Below are 26714 nucleotides of genomic sequence, written 5' to 3'. Positions count from 1 at the left end.
GCGCTTTTAAGGTGTGTTGTTTCTTCTTGCCGCTATAGTAGTCTCTTTGGTTTTTTTTGGACGCTCAATAGGGGTTTCGGTTGCATCGACAATGACGACTGACCAATTGATGTCGTCATCGACTCTACTAGGCAGCTTTTTAGGTAATTCAAACTTGCCTGAATTGATAAGAACATATTCTACTTTACGAATAATACGGCTAGCAGAAGACTCATGAATACCAAAGTCCATACTGATGTGGTACAGCGTCCGGTATTCACGCCAATAAGTAAGGGCCAGTAATATTTGCGCCTCAAGACTAAGCACGCTTGGTCTACCTGATTTGGTCTTTTGGGTTTCATGCTGCTGCATGGCCTCAAGCATTTCATAAAAGGTCGCTTTATGAATACCTGTATAGCGTTTGAAGCCTGCGTTATTTTGTTCGAGTAGCTTATCTATGTTTGGCATGGTTCTTAGCCAATTGTGAATGTATTAGTTATTGTAAAATCCTCTGCTACTTTTGCAAGAGGTCTATTAGTGTTACTAGTTAGCATATTTGCGATATATAAAAAGTAAATAGTCTGTTTTTAAGTGTCGTGTTACCTGTTTAAATTTGGTTGGAATGTTTTAATTAAAGGAATGAATATGGACGTACTCATTATCGTCGGCGTGGTTGTGGTGCTGGCGTTTGTTTTTATTATGGCAGCGCTTTTGATGCTCAAAGCCTTTTATTTTAAGGTTGAGCAGGGCAAAGCATTGATTATTAACGGCGTGAATAAAATCGCCGTACGTTTTGATGGTGGTTTTGTTTGGCCAATTATCAATAAAAAAGAATTGATGAGAATCTCGCTTATTACCTTAGAAGTCGATAGACGCGGTAAGGAAGGGCTGATTTGCGCCGATAATATGCGTGCTGACATCACAGTAGCGTTCTATCTGCGTGTTAATGAGACCGAAGAAGATGTGCTCAAAGTCGCTAAATCAGTTGGCGTTGAGAGAGCTTCAGACAAAGTTGCGGTCAATGAGCTGTTTAATGCTAAGTTCTCAGAAGCGCTAAAAACAGTGGGCAAGCAGATTGATTTCGTCAAACTCTTTGAAAATCGCAGCGAGTTCCGTGACAGTATCGTCCAAGAAATAGGTAATGATCTTAATGGTTATGTCTTAGAAGACGTGGCGATTGATTACTTAGAGCAAACGCCAAAAGCGTCACTTGATTCAAGCAATATTTTAGACGCTGAAGGTATCAAAAAGATTACCCAGCTAACGGCCTTCCAAAACATCATTACCAACGAGCTTGAGCGTGACGAAGAGCTGGCTGTTAAGAAGAAAAACGTCGAGACTAAAGAGGCGATGCTTGAGCTTGAGCGTCAACAAGCCGATGCCGAAGCCAAACAGCGCCGTGAAATCGCATCAGTGATTGCCCGTGAAACAGCTGAAACGCGCAAGATTGAAGAAGAAGAGCGTAAAAAGTCAGAGACAGCCGTTATCATGGTTGAGCAAGACTTAGCGATTCAGCGTGAAAATCAGCAGCGTGAAATTGAAGTGGCTGGACAGAATCGCTTGCGTGCGGTTGTGATTGAAGAAGAAAAAGTCACGCGCGCTCGTGATTTAGAAATCGTCTCGCGTGAGCGTGAAGTTGATTTGCAACGTATCGAAGCCGAACGCGCGATTGAGCTTGAGAAAAAAGAAATTGCGAACGTCATTCGTGAGCGTATTGCGGTAGACAAAACCGTCGCACAAGAAGAAGAACGTATTAAAGAAGTCCGTGAAATCAGTGCAGCCGAACGCTCTAAGCAAACACGCGTACTAGCAGCAGAAGCGGATGCGGAAGAAATCAAAGTGCGTCAAGTGAAAAAAGCCGAAGCAGAAGAGTTGTCTGCTAAGCATAAAGCGGTTGAGATTACCACGCTTGCGACGGCCAATCTTGATGCAGCTGCCAAGGAATCGGAAGCCAAAATTAAAATGGCTGAAGGTATCAAGGCTGAAGAGTCTGCGCATGGTTTTGCTGAAGCGGCCATTCAAGAAGCCAAGTCGGTATCTTTAGAAAAAGAAGGCATTGCCAAAGCCAATATTATTAAAGCCACTGGGCAAGCGGAAGCACAATCAGAACGTGAAAAAGGTATGGCTGATGCTGAGATTATAGCAGCTCGCGGCGAATCTAATGCCAAAGCGGAACGTGAAGTTGGGCTGGCAAAAGCGGAAGTTACCCGTGCGCATTTCCAAGCCGAAGCAGATGGTTTGGTCGAGAAATTCAATGCCATGGGTAGTATGAGCAAGGAAGCACGCGAACACGAAGAGTTCCGTATGGGACTTGAAACTGCGCTACAAGAAGCCATGGCATCAATTGAAGCCGGTAAAGAGATTGCCAAAGAAAATGCTGAAGTCTTGGCGGTCGCGTTACAAAAAGCCAAAATCGATATCGTCGGCGGTGAAGCGCACTTCTTCGATAATTTTGCCAAATCGTTATCTATCGGTAAAGCTATTGATGGTCTCGCTGGCAAGTCAGATACTTTAAGCGGCATTATCAATACTATGATGGCCAATCAAGTGATGACAAAAGCGAACAACGCCAATAAAGCCAACAAAGCCAACAAAGCTAATGACGAGCCTAATAAGACTGCTCAATATAATAACTAGTAATTTTAATAAAAAATCTGTTGCTTAGGCGGCAGATTTTTTAGCCTGACAAGCTAAGATTACACGGCTAGAATTTATAAGTTTTCTAGCAGTAGGATCAAGTTCTTCCAGACCTTTATTACTTCCCTGAAGTGCTTCTTTGATTCAAAAAAACCTTAGATTTATCTTATTGCCTGAAAATAAAATGGACGAGCAACGATGGCGGATACGCAAAACGCAACCAATCCAAATAATACCAATAGCCAGAACCAATCCGAGCAAACGGATCAAGCGGTCGCCTCAGGCAATGCTTATGAGCTTATTAAAAAACGTCTCACTGAGCAGGGCGCTCGTCTAGAGCAACAAACTGCCAAGCTGAATAATGCGCGCTTGCAAGAGTTTGGCAGTACCCAAATGCAAGTCATCGCTCGCACCCGCATTCGCACCGAATATAACTGTGTGGCGCAAGACATGGTGCAAGTCGGTGATTATATGCTATTCGGCTACAACGTCTTTATGGGGCTAAAGCGGGCGAGTAATATCAAGGATGTGCTCTCACTATATCGATTGATAGATCCTGCTAAAAAAAATGACGATGATAATAATAGCGAAAACGTTGTTGATACTGATAACGGGGCAACTACAGCAAACGCCCAAAGCACTACCGATAACAATAGCAGCGAACATACTGACCAAGAATATCAGCTGGAAGAAGTGGATCTAAAAAATACCTTTTTAGATCAAGAGGCATTTGTCCAAGATTTTAACGAGCTATATCGCTATTACAAGCAGACACGGTTAATTCAGCTGACTGTCAAAGACAGTAAGTTGCTATTGGCCTTTCAAATTGGCGAGCGTATCACCGATATTCGGGTGTTTCGTTTTGCCCTAGATTTTAGCCAAGGCATACCAGAATCTGCCCAGATTGTTTACGTAGACAATCGAGGCGAACGTGATATCGATTTGCCTCCTGCTTACGATTTTGATTGGGTAGATACCACGCGTGATCAGATGATCAATGGTAAACATCCGCATATGAATATCTTAGATACCATATTTGTGGAAACTATTGGTGGCGATTTGACCATTAAGATTGAGGATAACACCCAATCAGGGCAGGGTATTTATAGCGAGCCTGTGAATGACCGCACCCAGTCGTTGACTGACGCTGAAATTGCTTATGCCAAAGTTGGCAGTTTAATACTGCTGAAAATACTGCCGTATCGCGAAGACAGTTATCGTTATTTTGTTTATAACACTTTGACCGAAGTGGTACTGCGTTTAGATGCGATAGGACAGTCGTGTGTGCAGCTGCCTGAGGATCACGGTATCATATTTCCGGGTGGTTATTATCTGCAAACGGGTGAGTATAAGCTGTTCGATGCCAATAATGTCGGTGCTAAAGACTTAAAATTTAAACGTAAAATCGTATCGCCCAATGGCGAAGATGTGTTGTTTTTATTTTATGACGTCGCTTTAGGTATCACAGGATTATTTCCTTATAATCTTATCAAGAAACAATTGGCAAATCCTATTTACTGCAATGGTATGGCATTAGCTGATAATGGGCGTTTAATGCTGTTTAGTGATCAAAGTGAACCATCACGCATTCACCCGATGCAGATATGGCATACACCTTATGCGTCGCCTGAGTATGTCAGTGAGTTGCCTGAAAGTACCAGCTTTTATGGCAAAATTGGTAATAAAGAGTTGGTGCGCGGTATCTCCGATCTCTATAGTATTACTCGCCTCATTGATAATCAAAGCGTGTCACAAAAGCTCTATGAAGAATTGGCTGACAATAGCAATCGTCTCTTTGACAGTTACTATTGGCTGTCTGAGCCTGAGCTTAACGAAGTCGCCAGTAGTATTAAGGAAGTAACGGCAACGGCTGAATTGGTCATAGATGAATTCGCCAAAGTACAAAGTATCCAAAAGCAAACCCAAACAGCTTTGAGTGATGCTGACACGCAGCAAAACGAGATTTTGCGGCAGATACGCGTCACTACTTTTGAGTCTGCCAGTGATTATGTGGATCAGCTTTCAGCACTAAGACGCCAAAAGGGCCGATTGGTCAGCTTGGAAGATTTACGTTATTTAGATAGCGATAAGCTACAAGCGTTGCAAAAGCAATTAGAAGAAGCAGAGAGCGAACTTGCCGAAAAAACCGTGCTTTTTTTAAGTGGTGAAGAGGCTCTATCAAGTTACGAAGGCATATTAGCAGACGTCAGTGAGCGCTTAAACACCGCCGAAACCAATGCTGAACTAAAACCTGTACTAGAAAAAATTGATGAAACAGCGCAAGGGTTAGATCTATTGACCGAGCTGCTGGGTACGTTGAATGTAGCCGATGCCACAGTACGCACGAAAATCATCGATGACATATCGACCATTTATGCGAGCTTGAACCAAAGCAAAGCCAAGCTCAATCATAAACGCAAAAACCTAGGCTCAGCTGAGGCTATTGCGCAATTTGGCGCGCAGTTTAAGCTGTTTGGTCAGTCGATTGCCAATGCCTTATCTATTGCCAATACACCTGAGAAATCAGACGAGCAAATGGCAAAGCTATTAGTGCAGTTAGAAGAGCTGGAAAGCCAGTTCGCTGATCCGGAGACCAATAGCGGTGATCGGTTTTTAGCCGATATCATCAGTAAACGTGAAGAGATTTACGAGACCTTTGAAAATCATAAACAGCAACTGCTCGATGCTCGAAATCGCAAAGCACAAAACTTAGGCGATGGTGCGCTGCGGATGCTTGAGAGTATCAAGAAGCGCACGCAAAGCACTGGCGTTACTGGATTTACAGAGGAAGAGGCGTTAAATACCTATTTTGCCTCAGATGGTCTGGTACAAAAGGTAAGTAACATCGCAAAAGAGCTGCAAGCGATGAGCTTTAGCGTCAAAGCCGATGATATCGATGCCCGCCTAAAAGCCATCCAAATCGAAAGCTATAAGAGTCTAAAAGATAAGTCTGATTTGTTTGAAGATGGCGGTCAGATAATCAAGCTGGGCAAGCACCGTTTTTCGGTCAATACTCAGCCATTAGATTTGACCTTATTGAGCCGTCAACAGTCAGATGGCACACGCGTGCTGAATTTGCATCTAACGGGTACCGACTATTATGAAGTGCTTAATAATACTGAGCTGAACGCCTTGCGCCCGTATTGGGACATGAATATCGCTTCCGAGTCTGACAAGGTGTACCGCGCGGAGTATTTGGCCTATAGCATTATCGAAAGTGCTAAGAACAGCCAAGATGGATTAACCGAAGAATGTTTATATCAAGCATACGATGCGACTGTCATTACCTTAGATGTTAATGGTGACATTGATAACGACAGTCCATTGTCTAGACTGGTCAAAGCTTACGCTACCCCTCGCTATCAGCTTGGCTATGACAAAGGCATTCATGATCATGATGCTACGCTATTATTGATGCAAATACTGCCGACATTGCGTGAGGCAGGGCTTCTGATTTATACCCCGCAAGTACGTGCGTTGGCGCAATTATTCTATTGGCAGCTAAATATCGTACAAGCACTGGGCTTAGACAGCTTACGCCAGTTCGGTTATGACGATTGGTTGAATGAGTCCGTGCTGACGCGCGCGAGCAACTGGACAGATAGGGCTGTCACCGCTGAACAGCTGCGCCGTACATTGAATAGCGATACTGCTAAAGCATTGTTAGTCGAGGACATGAGCCAAGTAATGCGCGACTTTGTTACCGCTCATAATGATGACAGTGCTAGCGTTGATAAAGGCACTAGCAAGCAGTCATCATCAAAGCTTGATTCAGAACTAGATTCAAATACCAGTGATGTTCATAACGCCAACATTTTCAAACGAAGCTACGTTCAGCTTGCTTGTGAATACTTGGTGAGCGTCATGGGGCAGTCAGCGGAATCAAGTGCAGGCGCGCATAGCACAATAAACTGGCAAACCAGCCAACAAGCGCAGCAGTTGTGTGAGCAGCTAAGCCAAACATTGAATAGTGCCTCAGGTAGCATGCAAGCGACAGCCAGTTTTGACCAACTACAATCCTCAGTCGGTAAGCTTGGCTTACAGCCCAAGTCAGCCTATGAGCTATTGGCAACCTGGTTTCATGCATTACTTGATAAGAATTATGGTGGTACTGAGTTGGCTAACGTATTAGCTGATGGCACGGATGAGGCAGGCGAGGCACTCAGTGAAGAGCAGCTTGCTGAGAGTAAGGAAAAAGAGGCGCTACGCAAGCAGCAATTAGAAAGTGGCCGTCATTATGTGCCCGAAGCCATTGCCGTTTTACTTACTCAATTAAATGATGCTCAGCGTGAAGCTTTGGTACAACGACTCATTGATTCAGGTGCTAGCTTTGATAAAGGGGCTTTTAATAAAGGGCAAGGTAGTAAAAAAATGGACAATCAAGGCGCAAATGCTACGCCATCAGCCTTGTCATTTTCTTCAATCACCTCATCAACGCCTTCATTGACCAGTATCAATAATCCGCTTAATCAAGTGCAAAGCTTTGAGCGTAGCACGGGTAAGGTATCGCTTGAGATACAAGTCAATAACCTGCTGGGTGAGCATATACGTATTCATCAGCAGACCTTAACCTTTGCGGTTGATGACTTCCTAAATCGTTTGCACCATCATGATACCCAAGTTATCCCTGCCTACAGACGTTATCTGGCCATGCGCTCAGAGATACTGCATGATTCAAAAGAGACGTTGCGACTGGACGAGTTTATGCCGCGTCCATTGTCCTCATTTGTACGTAACCGTCTGATTAACGAGAGCTATCTGCCACTTATCGGTGACAACCTCGCCAAACAGATGGGCACGGTCGGCGAGGATAAGCGTACCGACTTGATGGGTATTCTCATGATGATATCGCCACCGGGTTATGGTAAAACCACCTTGATGGAATACGTCGCAAATCGTCTCGGCCTCATCTTTATGAAGATTAACTGTCCTTCAGTTGGTCATGACGTCACCTCATTAGATCCAGAGAAAGCCCCTAACGCCACTGCCCGAGAAGAGCTAAATAAAATCAACTTAGCCTTTGAGATGGGTAATAACGTCATGCTCTATCTCGATGATATTCAGCATACGCATGCGGAATTTTTGCAGAAGTTTATCTCGTTGGGTGATGGCACACGGCGTATCGATGGTGTTTGGCAAGGTAAAACAAAAACCTATGACATGCGTGGCAAAAAGTTCTGCGTGGTCATGGCAGGTAATCCGTATACCGAGAGCGGCGAAGCCTTCAAAGTGCCAGATATGCTTGCCAACCGTGCCGATATCTATAACTTAGGCGATATCATGAGCGGCATGGAAGAGGTGTTTGCGCTCAGTTATATCGAGAACTCGCTGACTTCTAACAGCGTACTTGCACCTCTTGCCAACCGTGATTTAAGCGATGTCCATCGTTTGATTAAAATGGCAAAAACAGACAATGCCAACTTTGCTCAAACACAAAGCAGCGAGCTGACTTATCCGTATAGCACCTCAGAGATTAACGAGATTATCGCTATCTTGCGCCATATGTTTAGGGTGCAAGAAGTCATTCTGGACGTCAACCAAGCCTATATTGCCTCCGCTTCGCAAGATGATAAATATCGTGTTGAGCCGATATTTAAACTGCAAGGCAGTTATCGCAATATGAATAAGATGACTGAAAAGCTGTCGGCGGTCATGAATGAAGAAGAGCTAAACCAGCTGATAGACGATCACTATCTGGGCGAGTCACACCTATTGACCCAAGGCGCAGAGAGTAACTTGCTCAAGCTTGGCGAGATGCGCGGTACCTTAACCGAAGCAGAAACAGAGCGTTGGGCGCAAATCAAAGCCGACTTCTTACGTAACAAGGCCATGGGCGGCGAAGACGGTGATACTGGCGCACGTATCGTTGCCCAGCTGGTCGACTTGGTTAGTGGCTTCAATGCCATTAGTAGCCAGTTTGAGACATACTTAACAAAAAATGACCCAGAGCAAATCGCTCGCTTACGAGAAGCAGGACAGCAAGCCCAACTCGATAACCAGTTGGAAGCACAGAAAATCCTTGCCGATAGCGTGATCAGCAATGCCAAGGTCGTCAGCGACAGCATCGATAATGGCTTTGAGAAAAGCGTGAGCCAATTGGTGCAAATATATAAGCACGACCATAAAGCGGAAGGCGAGTATCTCAAGCAAAACCAAGACGTGCAAAAAGCGCTGATGGCACAGCTAGTCGATTCGATTGAACAAGTGGCGCAAAAAATGGCTGATAGCTTGTCTAATAGCTTGTCTAATAGCTTAACGGAAAGCCTAATCAACAGTGATAAGAGTCAAACGATAGATAGTGATAGGCCTGATATTCATCAGCAGACCGCGCTGATAGCAAATGCGCTCAAAGAGGCGCTTGCACCACTCAATATGCGGATGGATGAGAAGCTGGCGGTTGATATCAGTACCGATCAATCTGGTAAGCTAATCGTCAATAGTCTCAACAGGCTAAACAAAATCTTTGATGATTATGAGTAGTAGGCACTGATAATAGATGTAAACTACTCCTGTATGAAATAAACCAATGAGAAAATTATGGCGCACAAAAAAAAGAACGTCCGCAAAAAACTTTGCCCTGTCTGCGAGCGCGAGTTTAGTTGGACTAAAAAATTGGATAAAAACTGGGAGAGCATGGTCTATTGCTCGGACCAATGTCGGCGTATTAAAAAATATGAGGGTCTAGATCATCAAAAAGAAGATAAATAGGCGTCAATAGTGAAATAGAGATATAAAAGGGAGCAGACGATGGCACATAAAAAGGTAAACTTACCGCAAAAAATCTGCCCTGTGTGCCAGCGTCCTTTTACATGGCGTAAAAAGTGGGAAAAGGATTGGGAGCAGGTAATATATTGTTCTGAGCGGTGTCGTAGGGAGAAAGGTAAGGGTGATAGTTAAGACAATAGAAAACCGCCACGTTTTCTAACTCAATGTTGCCAGAGAAGGAAGATAGAGGTAGCGGTGCTGTTAGAGCTTATCTGAAACCTAAAAAATAGTAAGTAGCTAATCCTGCTTTTCGCTCATATCTGCTGGTCTAGACGAGGCATTGGCTAAGATTTGGTGCGTCGCCTGCTCCGCGCGCCACCCTAAATCAAGCCATTGCAATTCGTCCAGCCTAGCAGGATAACCGCTACAATCAGGGCTAAACCGCACCTAAGTCAACATTAGCGATTCCTAAATTTGATTCACGACAGTGGAAGTCGTGCAGTAGAGTCTTATAGACTATTTCGCAATCAGAATGTGTTAAATTTAATTTTAATATAAAGACGATGATAAGAGGGCTATATGGAGCAAATCATAACTGATAATAAAGAGTTAAATATATTAAGATACTTTAGCCTTTTTAGTATAGTACTTATATTGCCCTCATTATTCATGAATATTGCGACTAGCCTTACTATATCAATTATATTTTTAGTAAGTCTTATAGTTTTTCTTATTACAAAAGACAGTAATAGAGAGAACATAGATGACGCTTTTAAAATTGCTCTTGTAGTGGCACTATTCTTAGGTCTAGGTTTATTTTTTGTGATTTTGTCTAAAGTTGTACTATTCTTATTTATCTGGTTTGCTATTGTCATGGCTGTACTACAAGAATGGTTTTTCAGAATATCATTTAGCTATTACAATGATACAGATTACTTCTCAGAAAGGTATTTAAAATACTGGGACAAAATATGTTATTGGAGCATATACATATTCGCATTAATTTCATTGTTCTATGTTTTGAAAGTAACACAGTCAGACATAAGGGTATTAGCGGAAGTTAAAATTATTGATATTCTAAATATTTTCGAGCAGGTGAGAACTAATCAAAACGTATTGAATCTTGCAACTATGAACTACGAATCTGGCATAGAGCAAGTAAGAAACTTAGGTTTCAGTCTAGTTAAGCATTCAAGTTATATTCTCTTGCCTTATACTTTTATACAGTCAGTAATACTTTTCCTCGATCAGAACTGAAATTGGAATATTACTTGTATGTAACCTTATAGAAGAAATCCTCAAATGGAACTAATTCGACCAAGATTAACAGACTATCATGGCATACATAAATCTCAATCCAAGCTGGATTTTGCGATACAATTTTTTGACGAAGATATTCCTCTTTATGTAGACCCATTCCTTCTCTGGAATTCACCATCACAGCAAGACCAAGCTCTTCATACAACGATTATCAATTCATTCAATCAACTAAATTACTTGGTCAAAAAAAATAAATTAGAAGAAGCTATCGAAATTCTTGTAAGTATTTCTGAGTGCTCTGAAGTTGGTCTTGGCGTTTCCAAAACCAGAAAGGGTGTGAGGATGGGTAACAAACAAGCCAAAGAAATATTAGATTTGTTCTCTAATATTCCAGAATACAGTCAATTTGGTTTTAGTCATTTCGAGGTTATTCAGCTTTACATTGCTGGAATATCAAAAGATAGAGTCAGTGATATTGCTTGTAACTATATCAAATCATTTTTGATTGATTATACGATGGAGCAGTGTGAAACTCATGCCATACCTATAGAGGGTGTTATTCTCGATACTTTATATAATTATCGAACTAACAAAGTTGATTTGAACGTAAAGCAAAGACTGCCTGTTAATCCTACTACTAAAGAACCAATTATATTTACCCCAAAAAGATGGTTGAAGTTTAACCCTTGGATTAATTATGAAAATTATTTTCAAAAGTATTGCCCTAGAGATGAGGTATTTAACCCTAATGAGCCAGTTGAAAAAGTTAAAGTTTTAAATTTCAATCGCGATAATTACGGAGTGATTGAAGAATATGTCAAATATAAAGAGAAAAATGCTAGTGATTGTCACAGTGACCCGCTCTTCAGCCAAATCCCTGTTTTATCTGCTAGAAGAAAGTTAAATGAAATCCTTAAGTTGAATACAGGTAAGGATAACGGAGCGGATATGAAGTACGAAGAGCTAGCTACTCAACTCTTGGCCTCATTATTCTATCCACACTTAGATTTTGCTCAAACGCAAAGTAGAACTGATTCGGGACGCCATATTCGTGATTTGATTTTTTATAATAATAGGGATGTCGACTTCTTAGATGAGATATTTACAGAATACGAGAATAGACAGCTTGTATTTGAACTTAAAAACGTAAAAAAGATAGAAAGAGATCATGTCAACCAGTTGAACAGATACCTACAACCAAATATTGGACGTTTTGGTGTATTCTTGACCAGAAATCCTCTACCTAAAGCCATGGAATCAAATATCGTAGATCTGTGGTCATCGCAAAGGAAATGCATTATAGCTATTACGGACGAAGATCTTAGGCTTATGGTTGATGTTTATGAAAGTAAACAACGTGCGCCAATTGAGGTTCTTAAGAAAAAATACATAGAGTTCAGACGTTCATGTCCCTCTTAGCAAATAAGGAGATATATTATGAATAGAAACGACGTTGATACATTTGAAAAGCTTTCAGTACAGTTATTAGGTGTTTACGAAGAAATATCGCTTTTGTCAAAGAAAAGTCCAAATGACGCATTAAACAAATTTAAATTGAAATTCATAAATAAATTGCTAAATCAAAGTAATAGTTTCTTAACTGATAAGTATAAGCCTTTTGACGATTTTGAGTTATTTGAAGAAGAAGATATGCCACAAAATAGTGATATCGTTTTCATACTATCTCAATATCTTCAATGCTTTGAAAAGCAGAGAGCAGATAATGTCGTAATGAATTTGGGTCAATGGTATTGGTATGTGAAAGCTAATGAAGGCCAGAAAGGAGATGAAAGAGGTAAAGTAAAAATACGTACTACTAAGCCTAAAAAGCTTAAGGAATAGCTATGGAAGACATTAAATATTATACAACTCAGTCTAAAGCTCAGATACATGATGCTATGACGCCTTTAATAAAGTCAATGTACTCAGAATTTAAAGAAATATCAAAGAAGAAACCAGAATCAGCCGTTAGTAAAAACAAAATTAAGATAGCTAATCGTTTACTAGAGAGAGTACGTATAGTGCTTGCTGATGAAGATACTATTGAATTTTTGGATCTTCTTGATGAAGATGATATACCCCAAGCAAGTGATGTAACATTAATACTTTCTCAGTATGTAGCTTCAATGGAAGCTTTTCATATTAAATACTTTGGTTGGGATGGTTCAAAGAGAACTTGGTATGTAAAATAATTTATAGAGGTAGATGATTTGCTTAGAAACCATCTACTTTACTTAGTGTTTGAAAATCCACTACAAATTCGGATTTAACCACTTCTCAGCAGTCTTCATATCCCAACCTTTACGCTCAGCATAGCTCTCTAACTGATCGCTGCTGATTTTACCGACATTAAAGTATTCACTCTCAGGATGCGAGTAGTAGAAGCCGCTGACCGATGAAGCAGGCCACATCGCATAGCTTTCAGTGAGTCTCGTACCGATAGCATCAACGGTGCCTAGCCAGTCAAAAAGTTTACCTTTTTCGGTATGTTCAGGACAGGCAGGGTAGCCAGGTGCAGGGCGGATACCGACGTATTTTTCTTTAATCATCTCATCATTGCTGAGCGACTCAGTCGGCTGATAGCCCCAATACTCTTTACGAATCAGCTCATGTAGATGCTCAGCAAAGGCTTCAGCTAAGCGGTCAGATAATGCCTGCACCATGATGGCATTATAGTCATCGCCAGCGGCTTTATACTTTTCCGCCAATGCTTCTGTCCCGACTATTGAAACCGTAAAGCCGCCAAGATAATCGGTATGAGCTTCCGATGGCGAGATAAAGTCTGCCAAGCTAAAGTTTGGCTTGCCGCTAGCCTTGTCACTCTGCTGACGCAAATGCTCAAATTGATATTCTGCTGTGCCGCCCTCAGTCGGTGCTTTGTCATAGACGGTGACGGTATCGGCACCGGTACGACGGGCTGGCATGAGCTTAAAGACGCCTTTGGCAACGATTAACTTCTCATCAATCATTTTTTGCATCAAGTCATTGGCATTATCAAACAAATCACGCGCCGCTTCACCAACCACCTCATCTTGCAAGATTTTTGGATATTTACCAGCAAGTCCCCAAGAGATAAAGAATGGCGTCCAGTCGATATAAGGCAGTAGGTTAGTGATGGGGTAATCATCAAATATCACTTGTCCGAGCTTATTAGGCACTGGCGGTATGTAATTGTCCCAATCATCTTTAAAACCAAGCTCTATCGACTCAGCATAAGATATTTTTGCTGCTTTCGGCTGACGCTTAGCAAGGCGCTCACGTACTTTGATGTACTCTTCGCGCGTCTCATCGATTAAGCCTTGACGGTGCTCTTTGGATAGCAGCTTAGTCACTACGCCAACTGAGCGTGAAGCGTCCGATACATAAATGACGGCATCGTTTTGGTATTGTGGTTCGACTTTAACCGCCGTATGCGCTTTAGAAGTCGTTGCCCCGCCAATCATTAAGGGTAGGGTCATGCCGCGCTCTTGCATTTGCTTAGCGACATAGACCATCTCATCGAGGCTTGGGGTAATAAGACCTGATAGCCCGATGATATCGACTTCCTCTGCGATTGCCGTATCAAGGATTTTCTCACAAGGTACCATCACGCCCAAATCGACGATATCGTAGCCATTACAGCCAAGTACCACGCCGACGATGTTTTTGCCGATATCATGAACGTCACCTTTGACCGTCGCCATGAGGATTTTACCTTTCTTTTCGCCCTCGACTTTTTCGGCTTCGATGTATGGGTTCAGCCAAGCGACCGATTGCTTCATGACGCGGGCAGATTTCACCACTTGCGGTAAGAACATTTTACCAGCGCCAAATAAGTCGCCGACGATATTCATACCGTCCATTAATGGCCCTTCGATAACTTCTAATGGCTTGGGATACTTCTCCCACGCCTCTTTGGTATCGGCATCGATAAAGGTCGTGATACCTTTTACTAACGCATGAGCAATACGCTCTTCGACCGTGCCTTCGCGCCATGACATATCGACGGTGCTGTCCTTTTTCTTACCGCCATCTTGATAGCTTTCAGCGATGGTCATCAGACGTTCGGTAGCATCTTGACCGCTCTCGCCTTGGTTGCGATTGAGCATGACATCTTCGATGGCGTCGCGGGCTTCCTTTGGAATATCATCATAGAGCTCAAGCATCGCTGGATTGACGATACCCATGGTCAAGCCGTTTTGAATCGCATGATAAAGGAATACCGAGTTAATAGCCTCACGAATCGGATTACCACGGAAACTAAACGAGACGTTAGAGACGCCGCCCGATACCATCGCATTTGGTAAGTTTTCCGTAATCCATTTGGTCGCATTAATAAAGTCAGCGCCATAGTTATTATGCTCAGTGATACCGGTCGCAACCGCAAAGATGTTTGGATCAAAGATGATGTCTTCCGATGGGAAGCCGACCTCATTAACCAAGACATCGTAGCTACGCTGACAAATCTGAATTTTACGCTCGTAAGTATCGGCCTGACCGTCTTCATCAAATGCCATGACAATAACAGCGGCACCATAGCGCATACAAAGCTTGGCGCGCTCAACGAACTCGGCATGACCTTCTTTTAATGAGATTGAGTTAACGACACATTTACCTTGGGTACGTTTAAGCCCTTCTTCGATAATGTCCCATTTTGACGAGTCGAGCATCAATGGCACACGGCTGATATCTGGCTCGCCAGACACCAAATTAACGAAGTGAATCATCGCTTGCTTGGAGTCAAGCATGCCCTCATCCATATTGATATCGACGATTTGCGCGCCACCTTCAACTTGGTCACGGGCGACATCGAGCGCTTCGGTATAAGCTTCGGTCTTAATCAAGCGTAAGAATTTCTTTGAGCCAGTAACGTTGGTACGCTCACCGACGTTGACGAACAAGCTCTCAGGCGTAATGGTAAAAGGTTCAAGTCCCGATAAGCGGCAGGCAGGGGCGATTTCAGGAATGACGCGCGGTGGATAATTGGCCACCATATTAGCGATTTGGCGAATGTGCTCAGGCGTCGTACCACAGCAGCCGCCGACGATATTTAAGATACCGGCTTTGGCAAAGCCTTCAAGCAGTGCCGCGGTTTCTCTAGCGCTTTCATCATACTCACCAAACTCATTGGGCAGACCAGCGTTCGGATGCGCAGATACATAAGTATTGGCAATATTTGATAGTGTTTGGATATGTGGACGTAGCGCATCAGCGCCCAAAGCACAGTTGAAGCCAACTGATAATGGTTTAGCATGGCGAATCGAGTTATAAAATGCCTCAGCCGTTTGACCTGATAAGGTACGACCCGAAGCATCGGTAATCGTGCCCGAAATCATAATCGGTAACTCAAAACCAATATCATCGAAGACGCCGGTTACCGCAAAGATGGCTGCCTTGGCATTTAGCGTATCAAAAATGGTCTCGATTAACAGGATATCGACGCCGCCTTCTATCAATGCTAGCGTCGCCTCGCGATAGTTCAGTACTAATTCATCAAAGGTAATATTACGAAAGGCGGGGTCATTAACATCGGGAGATAATGAACAGGTACGCGACGTTGGACCGATAACCCCAGCGACAAAGCGTAGCTTTTCTGGGGTCTTAGCGGTAAATTCATCAGCAGCTTCGCGTGCAATTTTGGCAGCAGTTTTATTCAGTTCTGGCACCAGATGTTGCATATTATAGTCGGCCATCGATAGGCGCGTACCATTAAAGCTATTGGTCTCAATAATATCCGCACCAGCTTCCAGATGGGCAATATGAATCTCTTTAATCATCTGCGGCTGCGTGAGTACCAGCAAATCATTATTACCGCGTACATCTTGCTCAATATCGGCAAAACGCTCACCACGATAATCTGCTTCCTCGAGCTTATAGTTCTGAATATGCGTGCCCATCGCCCCATCTAACATCAAAATCCGCGACGCCATCTGCTCGGTGATACGAGCGCGCGCGTTCTGTTGCTGCGCCTTATAAGGAAACACAGCCGGCGGCGTGAGAATAAAGTCATTAGCCGTGTTTGATGCATTAGCTACATCTGTATAGCTATCAGCGGGAGAAGAGGTCGGTGATGTGGTGGTGTTTTGAGTCATAGGAGCGCTGCTTATAGAGTCAAGATAATAAAGGGAAGGAGGTAACGTCGTTCAATATTTTTTAGGGTTAGCTTACTAAGTTAGCTGAGTAAGAAAATAGGGCGTTTAAATAATATACTTCATAAAATAGCGGCTTAAAACCGATAAGAAAATCTGGATTATTCTAGCATGAAATGCCTATGAATCACGGGATTGTGCTTATTCCGCTTTGGCAAAACCATTGCAGCCATCGCATTTAGACATATTTGATATTTGGCGTTTTACAAATGGCTTTATGATTAAACCTACCATGATGCATGCATGATAGCTTTAGATTCTCTTGTATTGATTCTCTTGTATTGATTCTCTTTTATTGATTCTATTGGATAATGCCATTTGGTACAAATGAATATCCTTTCAAGCAATGATTACATAAAGCTTTGCTTTCAAGCGTGAAACGCTAATTATTCACCTAAAACACTGACAAAACTTACATCGATAGCACAAAAAATAGCGTAAACGTAAATTTATAACGACCAGCTATATGTTAATTTAAGTTCAGAAGGATTGGCGTTTCATAAGCAATGCTTATTAGTAACTGTTAATGGTTTTTATTTGTGAGTGATTAACAATTGGGAATCAACCAGCGATGTAAGCAGTGCTTCTGATATAAGCAGTAGTTCTAAGGAAAGACAATCTGACTGTAAGACGGGCATAAAAACTAAATAAATTATAGTTATTCAATCATTAAGGACAATGTTATGAAACTAGTTAAAATCGCCACCCTTGGCACCCTGGCACTCTCTATCGCAGGTCTTAGCGCTTGTAATAATATGATGCCAACCAAAAGCCCAACTATGAAAGCACCGATGCATAGCCAAGCTACCACCAGTATGAACGTGGTACAAATCGCTCAAAGCAATCCAGATTTTTCGCTATTGGTAGAAGCGGTGGTCGCTGCTGATTTAGCAGGCGCATTATCTGATACCAGTGCAAGCTATACGGTATTGGCACCGACCAATGCCGCCTTTGTTCAAGCATTACAAGAAACGGGCATGACCAAAGCTGAGCTGTTTGCCAACAAACCATTGCTCACTAAAATTTTGACTTACCATGTGCTAAAAGGTAACACGCCCGTTTATCAAAAACACGTCAGACCCGGTAATTACACCATGCTAAGTACGGATACATTGGTCATTACACCACAAGGCAGACTCATGGATGAAAGTGGTCGCATAACCAAGATTCTAAAAACTGATATCGCTGCGAGTAATGGGGTGGTGCATGTGATTGATAGAGTACTGATGCCTAAATAAGTGATTAATTAATTTCTTAAATAAGCTCTTATATAAGCTGTATAAATTCAAACAAGTATTTAATAAGCTGCTTATTTAGGTAGTACACAAGCTCATATACTACAAATGCTATAGTAGAATTACTTTAAAATCGATACAGTGCGACTGGGATGAATTTTTCGTAGCCTCTGTGATAACAGCAAGCAAGGAAAATTTATACCAGTCGCAAATAGCTATAACGTATCGCTTTTATTTTGAACTGACTATATTGATAGCCTATAAGCCAATATTGGTTTTTAAGCTAAAAAGGGTTATTAACCTAACAAGGGCTTTATACACGTGATCGATACAGTGTCGCTACCTAAGTAAGCACCAATTAAAAAATAATCAGCTAATATGGTAGTCATTGAAATCGTTGGTTTATTTCTAAGCTTTCTTTATTAACTTAGCATGTTAGTTATTAAAAGTTATCGGTATTACATATTCACTAAATTACTTATTTATAAGCCATTCACTCAAATCCTTATCCATTTATAAACAATCCAATCACCAACCATTTACCCCAAAGGAATACCCTATGTTAAAGAAGAACCTATTATCTATCGCTGTCGTTACCGCTGCATTGTCACTAGCTGCTTGTGACGATAAAGAAGCTGTTACCGAGCCAGTTGAGCCAGAAGCGACTACTGACGTCGTCGTTGAGCCAGAAGTTGCCCCTGAAGCAATGGCTGAAGCAGACGCGACTGCCATGCCAGCAGATATGGCTACCCAAAGCATTGGCGAGATGGCGGCCGGTAATGAAAATCTAACCATTTTAACGGCAGCACTACAAGCCGCCGACCTTGATGACATGATGATGGCAGAAGGTCAGTACACCGTATTTGCCCCAACCGATGATGCCTTTGCTGCTTTATTAACCAAGCTTAACATCACCAAAGAACAGTTATTGGCAGATAAAGAGATGCTCACTAGCGTCCTGACTTATCATGTCGTACCGATGGTAGTAAAAGCCGCTGATATCCCTTATGGCAATGCTATTGAAACCGCAAACGGTCAAACGTTCTCTATCAGCGATGCCAACGTCATTACTGATGCGAGCGGCAATTCGGCTAATATCGTTGGCACAGATATGATGGCGACCAATGGTGTAGTCCATGTGATTGATAATGTACTGCTACCTAAATAAGCTGATTTTATCGCTATAAACAACAATAAAAGTATCTAAGTGTTTAAGAAGCCCAGCCACCGAGCTGGGCTTTTTTATGTTTCATGACTTATTTCATGACTTATTTCATGACTCATCGCAAAATATATCACAGTCTTTATAACAATATTACGCGCATAAAAAAGCCCGAGACAATGGCCTCGGGCTTTTGTTTTTTTATCGATGCTGTCAATACTGTCGATGCTATTAATGCAATACTATCAATGTCATCGATACTATTAATACGACTTAGACAGCACTACACTAGAGTGAATTATAGACGCTCTTTATGTAGTGGATCTTGGGCTGCCATTCTTTGTTGTTGCTTAAGATGACGCTCTTCCCAATAAGGCGCGTTTTTGATACCGAATTTTGCTGGATCAAACGTATAGTGCTTCACGCCAGCTTTACGCTGTGCTTCATAGTCTTTCAGCATGGTAAGCGTTGGACGCGCGACAAAGAAGATGACCAAAATACCAACGATATTAAGCCAAGCCATGAGACCAACACCAATATCACCAATCGCCCAGATATAACCGGCTGAGTTAAGACCACCGTAGGCAACCATCACCATAATTAGTACTTTAACTAAGAATAGACCGGTTTTATTGGCACCGCGGCTGATAAAGCGCGTTAAGTACGCAACGTTTACTTCAGCGATATAGTAGTAAGCCAAAATGGTGGTAAAGGCAAAGAAGAATACGGCGATTGCGATAAAGGTGTTACCAAATTGACCGTATACTGATTCCATTGCCATTTGGGTAAAGGCAGGTGAGTTAATCTCAACGCCCGCTGCAACGTTTTGTACGATGTATTGACCGTCAGGTAGCGTACCTTGGATGTTATAAGTACCCATGGTCAAAATCATAAAGGCAGTCGCCGAACAAACCAATAAGGTATCAACATAGACTGAAAATGCCTGTACCAAACCTTGCTGTGATGGATGCTCAACTTCAGCCGCACCAGCAGCATGAGGACCTGTACCTTGACCGGCTTCGTTAGAGTAAATACCACGTTTTACACCCCAACCGATGGCCGCACCAAAACCGGCTTGAGCGGTAAAGGCATCACCAATGATTAAGCCAAATACTTCTGGAATCATCTGGTAGTTTGTAAACATGATGACTAGCGCTAGGCCAATATAACCCAGTGCCATAAAAGGAACCGCGTACTCAGTAAAGGTTGCGATACGTTTAATACCACCAAAGATAATAATCGCTAGCACCACTAGAATGATACCCAATGCGACAAGACGCATAGAGCCCACTTCTAAGCTACCGATATTCATCACGGTGCCTTCACCCATCACCTGTGCAAAGGCATTGATAACGCCGTTTGCTTGCACACCAGGTAAGAACATACCACAAGCTAAGATAGACGCGATGGCAAAAATAATGCCGTACCAGCGTTGACCAAGCGCGCGCTCAAAGTAATAAGCGGGACCACCACGATACTCGCCAGTGACGACGTCTTTTTCTTTATAAATCTGTGCGAGGGTTGATTCGACATAAGCGGTAGATGCGCCTAAGAACGCCACAACCCACATCCAAAATACCGCACCAGGACCACCGAAGCCGATAGCTGCTGCTACCCCTGCGATGTTACCCATACCCACACGACCTGCTAAGGATACGGCAAGTGCCTGAAATGATGAAATACCCTGTGCACTCGACTTACCTTTAAATAGTAAGCTGATCATTTCACTGAATAAACGTACTTGTACGAAGCGCGTCATGATGGAATAAAATAAACCTGCGCCCAAGCATAAATAAATTAATGCCGGGCTCCAGATAATTCCGTTTACTACATTAACTAAACTTTCCATATGTATATATTCCTAGTACTGTCTCAAAGTGGCTATATATGATGATGCTTAGAGTAAGTTTGCTATTTAATTTCCTTATTAAAACCAACTTCTCAAATAATCGGCATCTACTTAAGCCTATCGATTAAGTTTCATACGCGCTTAGCCACCAAGAATGGACTGTAGTTTTCTGTCTTTATCCGCGGGGTCTATTAGCAATATTGATCGCAGGCAAGCGCTTATTGGCGCTAGCTAGTAATCAAACTCACCCCTTATTAACTGCTTATTTATAAATGGCAATAAATGAGCGACGGTTGCTATTCTTATCTATCTTTTTGCGGTTTGATAACGACGATGTTTTGTTATCACATTATAAATGCTTAAGCAGTTATCAATAGATCAGCGGACAAAGCAGGCGGTTATAATATTAAATCTCCATCCTCAAGGTGATGGCAATCCACTTTCTATGAGTCATATCGGTCGCTTACATCTCTATGCTAAGCTTGATAAGCAAGCATCTGTTTGCTTATCAATCCTTTTTTAAGGGGCTGTTATCAATTCTCTAATACCAAAAATGTAACAAGTCCACTACCAAATGTATTCAAACCGTACGGCTACGTAACTGCAATTTGCCATATTTTTTAGCCAATTACTAGAATTTTCTTTATAAAGGCGTTTATATATTAGTGTTTATTAACACTGAATTTATGCCATAGAGTGATAAAATCCTTTATTTATCACGCTTTTGTCACCACTTCTTCAATGTTGCTCAAAATATAGTCAGGATTTATGAGTTAAGAGAGGTCGAAAAAAGCGCTCAAACTCTTGCTAGGAGCCGTGCCTTTGCGGTTGTGTTTTGGTAACGATGAATTGTAAAAGTAACCTGATAGCGCCATTATTAGCACAATGTATCGCAGGCGACACATTTGTAGAGGAGGAGATATACGCCTATATAAATGTGTATGATTAAAAAGTGCTTAAAAAAACGTCTTGTTTGTTATTTACCATTTTTAGGAGAGTCAAAAATGACGCGTAAATCTATTGTAAAACCTATGTTGCTAGCAGCCGTATTGGCCACATCTACCGTTGGTTTAACAGGTTGTGGTTATAACAATCTGCAAGCGCAAGATGAGCAAGTCACGGCGTCGTGGTCGGAGGTGGTCAACCAATACCAGCGCCGCTCGGATTTGGTGCCAAACTTAGTTAAAGTTGTGCAGCAATATGCTGAGCAAGAACAAGAGGTATTTACCCAAGTTGCTGCGGCGCGCTCACAAGCTGGCGGTATCACCATCACTCCAGAGCTGCTCAATGACCCTGAAGCGATGGAGCGTTATGCCGCTGCCCAAGACCAGATGACTGGGGCACTATCACGTCTAATGGCGGTTTCTGAGCGTTATCCTGATCTAAAGTCAGATGCGCTGTTCCAAGACTTGCAAGCTCAGCTTGAAGGTACGGAAAATCGTATCGCTGTGGCGCGTAATCGTTATATCCAAGAAGTTCAAGGCTATAACACTACAGTGCGCCAGTTCCCAACCAATATTACTGCCAAAGTATTTGGTATGGATCCAAAGCCAAACTTTAGCGTCGCCAATGAAAAAGAGATATCGACTGCACCCAGTGTAGACTTTGGTGATGACGATACGAAGACCGCTCAGTAAAGTAAAATCGTGGCGGATGAAGATGAGCGTTTATAGTGAGTTTTTCTATTGAGCGCTTTTATATCCGTCGCCTTGCCGTTAGCTTGGTTTTGCAGCCATTAATTTAGTCCAGATGTTATTTGAGGTGGTATAGATTAGATGAATAATTCAAAAGCACTTTTATCCGCATTATTATTCACCCTAAGCATCGCTAGTGGCTCGGTGCTGCATGCTGCGCCCAATACCGATGCTAATACCAACGGCAGTGTTAATGATAATATTGCTGTCGCTAGCGATAGCGCCTCAGATATGCAAAATCGTAGTGTCGAGGATTTGGTAGCGATTGCAAAAGCCGCAGAATCTAATGAAGCCCTTAACGATGCCGTCTTAGGTAACGAAGCGATTAATGAGGCCATCATTGGCAATGATGCTATTAATCCCAATGCGGCAAACGCTAATAATGGTAGTGGCGAAAAAGGGACAGGCGCGTCGACAGCCACTAAACCAGCTGTGCAGTCGAGTGCCGAAAGTGTTGATGCTGATAAGCTCATCCTGAATTCACCCGTTATTGATCAAGCCAATATCTTAAACCCGCAAGAAAAACAACGCTTAGAGGCGCAGCTAAGAGGTATCTATCAGCAAGGTTTGGCGCAAGCTGCGGTTGTCATTGTACCGACGACCAATGGTATGCCAATCTTTGACTATGCGTTACAGGTTGCCGAAAAATGGCAGCTTGGTAATAAAGACATTGATGATGGCTTACTGATGGTCGTTGCCGTCAATGACCGTGATATGTACATTTTGACCGGTTATGGGTTAGAGGGTGTGTTGCCCGATTCTGCGGTCAACCGTATTATTCGTGAAGATATTACGCCGCTATTTAAGCAAAATAACTATGGCGCTGGGATATTGGCCGGCGTTGATGCCCTGCAAAATCGTCTGACCGCTGATCCTGAAGTGTTGGCGCGTGCCGATGCGCAAGCGGCTGAACGCAGTCAAAGCCAAAGTGATATTGGTGAAAATCCATCACCGGTGTTTTTATTCGTGATGGCGATGATATTTGGTAGCTTTATTACCAGTATCTTTGGGCGCATCTTTGGTTCTATCCTGACTGCGGGCGGTTTCTTTGCAGGCTCGCTTGCCTTGGGCGGCGGTTTCTTTATGACCTTAATTATGGCGATATTTTTATGGCTGTTTTTAATTTCGCGCGGCTCAGGTGGCGGGCGCGGTGGTCGTGGAGGACGCGGCGGCGGTGGCATGGTGTTCTTACCGGGTATGGGCGGCAGTAGTGGTGGCGGCTTCGGCGGTGGCGGCTTCGGAGGAGGTGGCTTCGGAGGAGGTGGCTTCGGAGGAGGTGGCGGCGGCTTTGGCGGCGGCGGGGCAGGCGGCTCTTGGTAAAGGCGGTTTTGATAAAGGCATGTTAGGTTCAGACATTAGATGATTGCCAGCAATGGCGTACTTGAGGAAATAATATAATGGTAAAAAGCAATTCGTCGCAGGCAAGTTTTGCTCGTTGGTGGCGTCAAGTACTGTTTGTCCCTATGCTGCATAGCAAATGGCTAACGCCAGCGGCTAAAGCGCGGCTGACAGAGCAGGTGACGTTGGCTGAGCGTGGGCATCGCGGTGAGGTGTTTTTAATTATAGAAAATCACTTACCTGTCCAAGATGCCTATCGTCTTGACTGTCGTGACCGGGCGATTGATTTGTTTAGTGAATATCGCGTTTGGGATACGGAAGAAAATACAGGTGTTTTAATCTACGTCAATATCTGCGAGCATAAGCTTGAAATCGTCGCGGATCGCGGTATTAGCACGCATGTAAGCCCGACCGTGTGGCGCGCCATGTGTGAAAAAGCAGTTTCAGGTATTGCCAATCAAAAAACTGAAGAAAGCTTAGCGGAGCTACTAGATGAGGTAGGTCAGTTATTGCGTCAGTATTATCATCTAGGCGATGATCCCGCCGGTAATGAGTTATCTGATACCGTGGTATTTTTAAAATAGTGTTTTTAATACTGTATCTATGAAATGGCCTTTATGCAGTAACCCTTATTATAAAGTCACCCTTATAAAGTCGTGTTTATAGCTGAATGCAAGGGTTTGCTGTTTGTCTATGGGGTTTTATGGCCAATTGAAATATAATAGCCTTTATAGATATACCCCGCTGACAAACGCAGCGCTTAATAAAAGCCACTACTGGAACACTATGATTGAATTAATAAAGAAATTACCCAAAGCAGAACTGCATTTGCATATTGAAGGCTCATTAGAACCGGAGCTGATGTTCAGATTGGCGAAAAAAAATAATATAGACATCCCTTATAATGACATCGAAGATGTACGCCGCGCCTATAATTTTACCAATCTACAAACCTTTTTAGATATCTATTATGCGGGCGCCAACGTCCTAATGACCAAAGACGATTTCTACGATTTAACGTGGGAATACATTCTTAAGTGTGTGGAAGACAATGTCATTCATACTGAGATATTTTTTGATCCGCAAACCCATACCGCAAGGGGTGTACCTTTTGCAGCCGTTATTACTGGTATCAAAGAGGCACTCGATGATGCTAAAGAAAAATATGGCATCACTTCTTGTATCATCATGTGTTTTTTGCGCCATTTATCGCAAGAAGAGGCCTTTGAGACCTTAGAAGAAGCGATGGCGTTTAAGGACGATATCATCGGTGTCGGTCTTGATTCTTCGGAGCTGGGTAACCCTCCTGCCAAGTTTAAAGAGGTCTTTAAAAAGGCAAAAGAAGCAGGCTTTACATTGGTCGCCCATGCTGGCGAAGAAGCCGATTTTTCGTATATTTATGAAGCGTTGAATTTACTGGGTATCAGTAGAATTGACCATGGTGTGCAATCGATAAAAAGTGCCGCATTGATGCAACGCCTAAAAGAGGAGCAAATGCCGCTGACGGTTTGCCCAAACTCTAATATCGAACTTAAAGTTTTTGACAGCTATCAAGCGCATAATATCAAAGCGCTGTTAGATTATGGTCTTAATGTCAGCGTCAACTCCGACGATCCTGCTTATTTCAAAGGCTATATCAATCAAAACTTTATCAATTTATGTGAAAATCTGCCGCTAACGGAAAACGATATTATTACTTTGGTAAAAAACTCTTTTAGATCATCATTCATAGATGATGAATTAAAAGAAGCATACCTAGCGAGAGTTGATCTTGCGCTGCAATAAGTATTGATGCAGTAAGATACTGATTGTATATATCTTTAATAAAAAAGGCTTAACGATTGATATCAATCGTTAAGCCTTTTGTTTTGTCATTTGCTATTATTTTAGGGTCAAGCGATTATAACGCAGTGATTTTTTGGATTAATAACGGCATCACCATTCCTGCTTTTTCCGCTAAGGTGATATCCACGATGGCATTGGGTGTCGGATTTGGGTTTATCTCAATGATTTTGGCGCCATTATCTTTTGCTAGTTGTGCCAGCCCAGCGGCAGGGTAGACGAGACTTGACGTACCAATACTGATAAAAGCCTCACAAGCAGCCGCCGCTTGTTCAGCCGTCTCCCATGCTTGTACGGGCAACGCTTCACCAAACCAAACGATATCTGGTCTAATATAACCATCACAATGCGGACAGTTAATCAGCGCCTCACTATAATCCATAGTGTCGGCGCTGCTGTATGAGCCTCTAGACTGCTTCTGATAGGGTGTCTTACATTGGCTACAGCGATTACGCCATAGATGTCCATGCAGATGAGTGACCGTACTGCCAGCCTGTTCATGCAAGTCATCGACATTTTGGGTAATAAGCGTCATTTGCTGGCCAGAGGATTGGCTATGATACTGCCACTGCGCTAAGGCCTCATGGGCGGGATTTGGTTTTTTATCGGCGACCACTTGTCTGCGCCACTGATACCATCCCCAAACCAGCTTTGGGTCACGTGCAAAAGCCTCTGGCGTCGCCAAATCTTCAGCGCCATAGTTTTCCCAGAGGCCTGTTTGCTTATCTCGAAAAGTGGGAATACCGCTTTCTGCTGAAATCCCTGCGCCAGTTAAAATACAAATGCGCTGTTTTGCGCCAAGTAGTTTGGCCGCACGCTCGACTTCTGCTATTAACGCTGCTGATAATTCTGCTAACATGACCTAACCCTTATTAACAATGGATA

At 42.7% G+C, this 26714-nt stretch carries 19 protein-coding genes; 14 read left to right on the top strand and 5 right to left on the bottom strand.

Features of this window, described 5'->3' with window-relative positions; genetic code table 11:
- Positions 1–6: 6 nt before the first annotated feature.
- Complete coding sequence (locus JMX50_RS10595; protein ID WP_201629483.1) at positions 7–447, bottom strand: transposase family protein; 441 nt, start codon at positions 445–447, stop codon at positions 7–9.
- 177 nt (positions 448–624) lie between these two features.
- On the opposite strand from JMX50_RS10595, the gene JMX50_RS10590 reads away from it, so the two are divergent.
- The 4 genes from JMX50_RS10590 (at position 625) to JMX50_RS10575 (ending at position 9513) form a co-directional block, all read left to right on the top strand.
- Positions 625–2616, top strand: a complete 1992-nt coding sequence (locus JMX50_RS10590) for a flotillin family protein (protein WP_265088594.1) — start codon at positions 625–627, stop codon at positions 2614–2616.
- Positions 2617–2814: 198 nt separating this feature from the next.
- On the top strand, positions 2815–9096 hold the full coding sequence (locus tag JMX50_RS10585; protein WP_201629482.1) for a DNA repair ATPase: 6282 nt from the start codon (positions 2815–2817) through the stop codon (positions 9094–9096).
- Between the two features lie 57 nt (positions 9097–9153).
- Positions 9154–9324 (top strand): DUF2256 domain-containing protein, encoded by a 171-nt coding sequence (locus JMX50_RS10580; protein WP_082787268.1) that lies wholly within the window; start codon positions 9154–9156, stop codon positions 9322–9324.
- Between the two features lie 39 nt (positions 9325–9363).
- Positions 9364–9513, top strand: a complete 150-nt coding sequence (locus JMX50_RS10575; protein WP_201629481.1) for a DUF2256 domain-containing protein — start codon at positions 9364–9366, stop codon at positions 9511–9513.
- 105 nt (positions 9514–9618) lie between these two features.
- Here the strand turns inward: JMX50_RS10575 and JMX50_RS10570 are convergent, their stop codons facing one another.
- Positions 9619–9768: a hypothetical protein gene (locus JMX50_RS10570; protein WP_201629480.1), complete on the bottom strand. Its 150-nt coding sequence runs from the start codon at positions 9766–9768 to the stop codon at positions 9619–9621.
- A gap of 132 nt (positions 9769–9900) precedes the next feature.
- Between JMX50_RS10570 and JMX50_RS10565 the strand changes: the two genes are divergently transcribed.
- Genes JMX50_RS10565 through JMX50_RS10550 form a run of 4 tightly spaced genes read left to right on the top strand, consistent with a single transcriptional unit; the run spans position 9901 to position 12773 of the window.
- Entirely contained in the window at positions 9901–10578 is a 678-nt protein-coding gene (locus JMX50_RS10565; protein WP_201629479.1) for a hypothetical protein, read from the top strand.
- Between the two features lie 45 nt (positions 10579–10623).
- The gene (locus tag JMX50_RS10560; protein WP_201629478.1) at positions 10624–12000 is read left to right on the top strand and encodes a hypothetical protein; all 1377 of its coding nucleotides are present in this window, start codon (positions 10624–10626) and stop codon (positions 11998–12000) included.
- A gap of 18 nt (positions 12001–12018) precedes the next feature.
- Positions 12019–12423, top strand: coding sequence for a hypothetical protein (locus JMX50_RS10555; protein WP_201629477.1), 405 nt, complete (start codon positions 12019–12021; stop codon positions 12421–12423).
- 2 nt (positions 12424–12425) lie between these two features.
- Positions 12426–12773: a hypothetical protein gene (locus JMX50_RS10550; RefSeq protein WP_201629476.1), complete on the top strand. Its 348-nt coding sequence runs from the start codon at positions 12426–12428 to the stop codon at positions 12771–12773.
- 60 nt (positions 12774–12833) lie between these two features.
- On the opposite strand, the gene metH is transcribed toward JMX50_RS10550, so the two are convergent.
- Positions 12834–16652 (bottom strand): methionine synthase, encoded by a 3819-nt coding sequence (gene metH, locus JMX50_RS10545; protein WP_201629475.1) that lies wholly within the window; start codon positions 16650–16652, stop codon positions 12834–12836.
- A 740-nt stretch (positions 16653–17392) separates the two neighbouring features.
- On the opposite strand from metH, the gene JMX50_RS10540 reads away from it, so the two are divergent.
- Both JMX50_RS10540 and JMX50_RS10535 read left to right on the top strand, forming a co-directional pair.
- A complete protein-coding gene (locus tag JMX50_RS10540; RefSeq protein WP_201562730.1) occupies positions 17393–17947 on the top strand; it encodes a fasciclin domain-containing protein in 555 nt (184 codons plus the stop codon).
- A gap of 556 nt (positions 17948–18503) precedes the next feature.
- On the top strand, positions 18504–19112 hold the full coding sequence (locus tag JMX50_RS10535) for a fasciclin domain-containing protein (RefSeq protein ID WP_201629474.1): 609 nt from the start codon (positions 18504–18506) through the stop codon (positions 19110–19112).
- Positions 19113–19404: 292 nt separating this feature from the next.
- Here JMX50_RS10535 and JMX50_RS10530 read toward each other — a convergent pair whose 3' ends face one another.
- A complete protein-coding gene (locus tag JMX50_RS10530; RefSeq protein ID WP_201620377.1) occupies positions 19405–20955 on the bottom strand; it encodes an alanine/glycine:cation symporter family protein in 1551 nt (516 codons plus the stop codon).
- A 1004-nt stretch (positions 20956–21959) separates the two neighbouring features.
- On the opposite strand from JMX50_RS10530, the gene JMX50_RS10525 reads away from it, so the two are divergent.
- The 4 genes from JMX50_RS10525 (at position 21960) to JMX50_RS10510 (ending at position 25772) form a co-directional block, all read left to right on the top strand.
- Positions 21960–22592: a LemA family protein gene (locus JMX50_RS10525; RefSeq protein WP_201562725.1), complete on the top strand. Its 633-nt coding sequence runs from the start codon at positions 21960–21962 to the stop codon at positions 22590–22592.
- A 138-nt stretch (positions 22593–22730) separates the two neighbouring features.
- Positions 22731–23969, top strand: coding sequence for a TPM domain-containing protein (locus tag JMX50_RS10520; protein WP_201629473.1), 1239 nt, complete (start codon positions 22731–22733; stop codon positions 23967–23969).
- Positions 23970–24046: 77 nt separating this feature from the next.
- A complete protein-coding gene (locus JMX50_RS10515; RefSeq protein WP_201562721.1) occupies positions 24047–24571 on the top strand; it encodes a TPM domain-containing protein in 525 nt (174 codons plus the stop codon).
- A 202-nt stretch (positions 24572–24773) separates the two neighbouring features.
- Positions 24774–25772: an adenosine deaminase gene (locus JMX50_RS10510; RefSeq protein WP_201629472.1), complete on the top strand. Its 999-nt coding sequence runs from the start codon at positions 24774–24776 to the stop codon at positions 25770–25772.
- Between the two features lie 115 nt (positions 25773–25887).
- Here the strand turns inward: JMX50_RS10510 and JMX50_RS10505 are convergent, their stop codons facing one another.
- Entirely contained in the window at positions 25888–26688 is an 801-nt protein-coding gene (locus tag JMX50_RS10505) for an SIR2 family NAD-dependent protein deacylase (RefSeq protein ID WP_201629471.1), read from the bottom strand.
- Positions 26689–26714: the final 26 nt, after the last annotated feature.

Origin of the sequence: Psychrobacter maritimus, from assembly GCF_904846345.1 — a bacterium.
GTDB lineage: Bacteria > Pseudomonadota > Gammaproteobacteria > Pseudomonadales > Moraxellaceae > Psychrobacter > Psychrobacter maritimus.
This window is presented reverse-complemented; position numbering and strand designations above follow the sequence as displayed.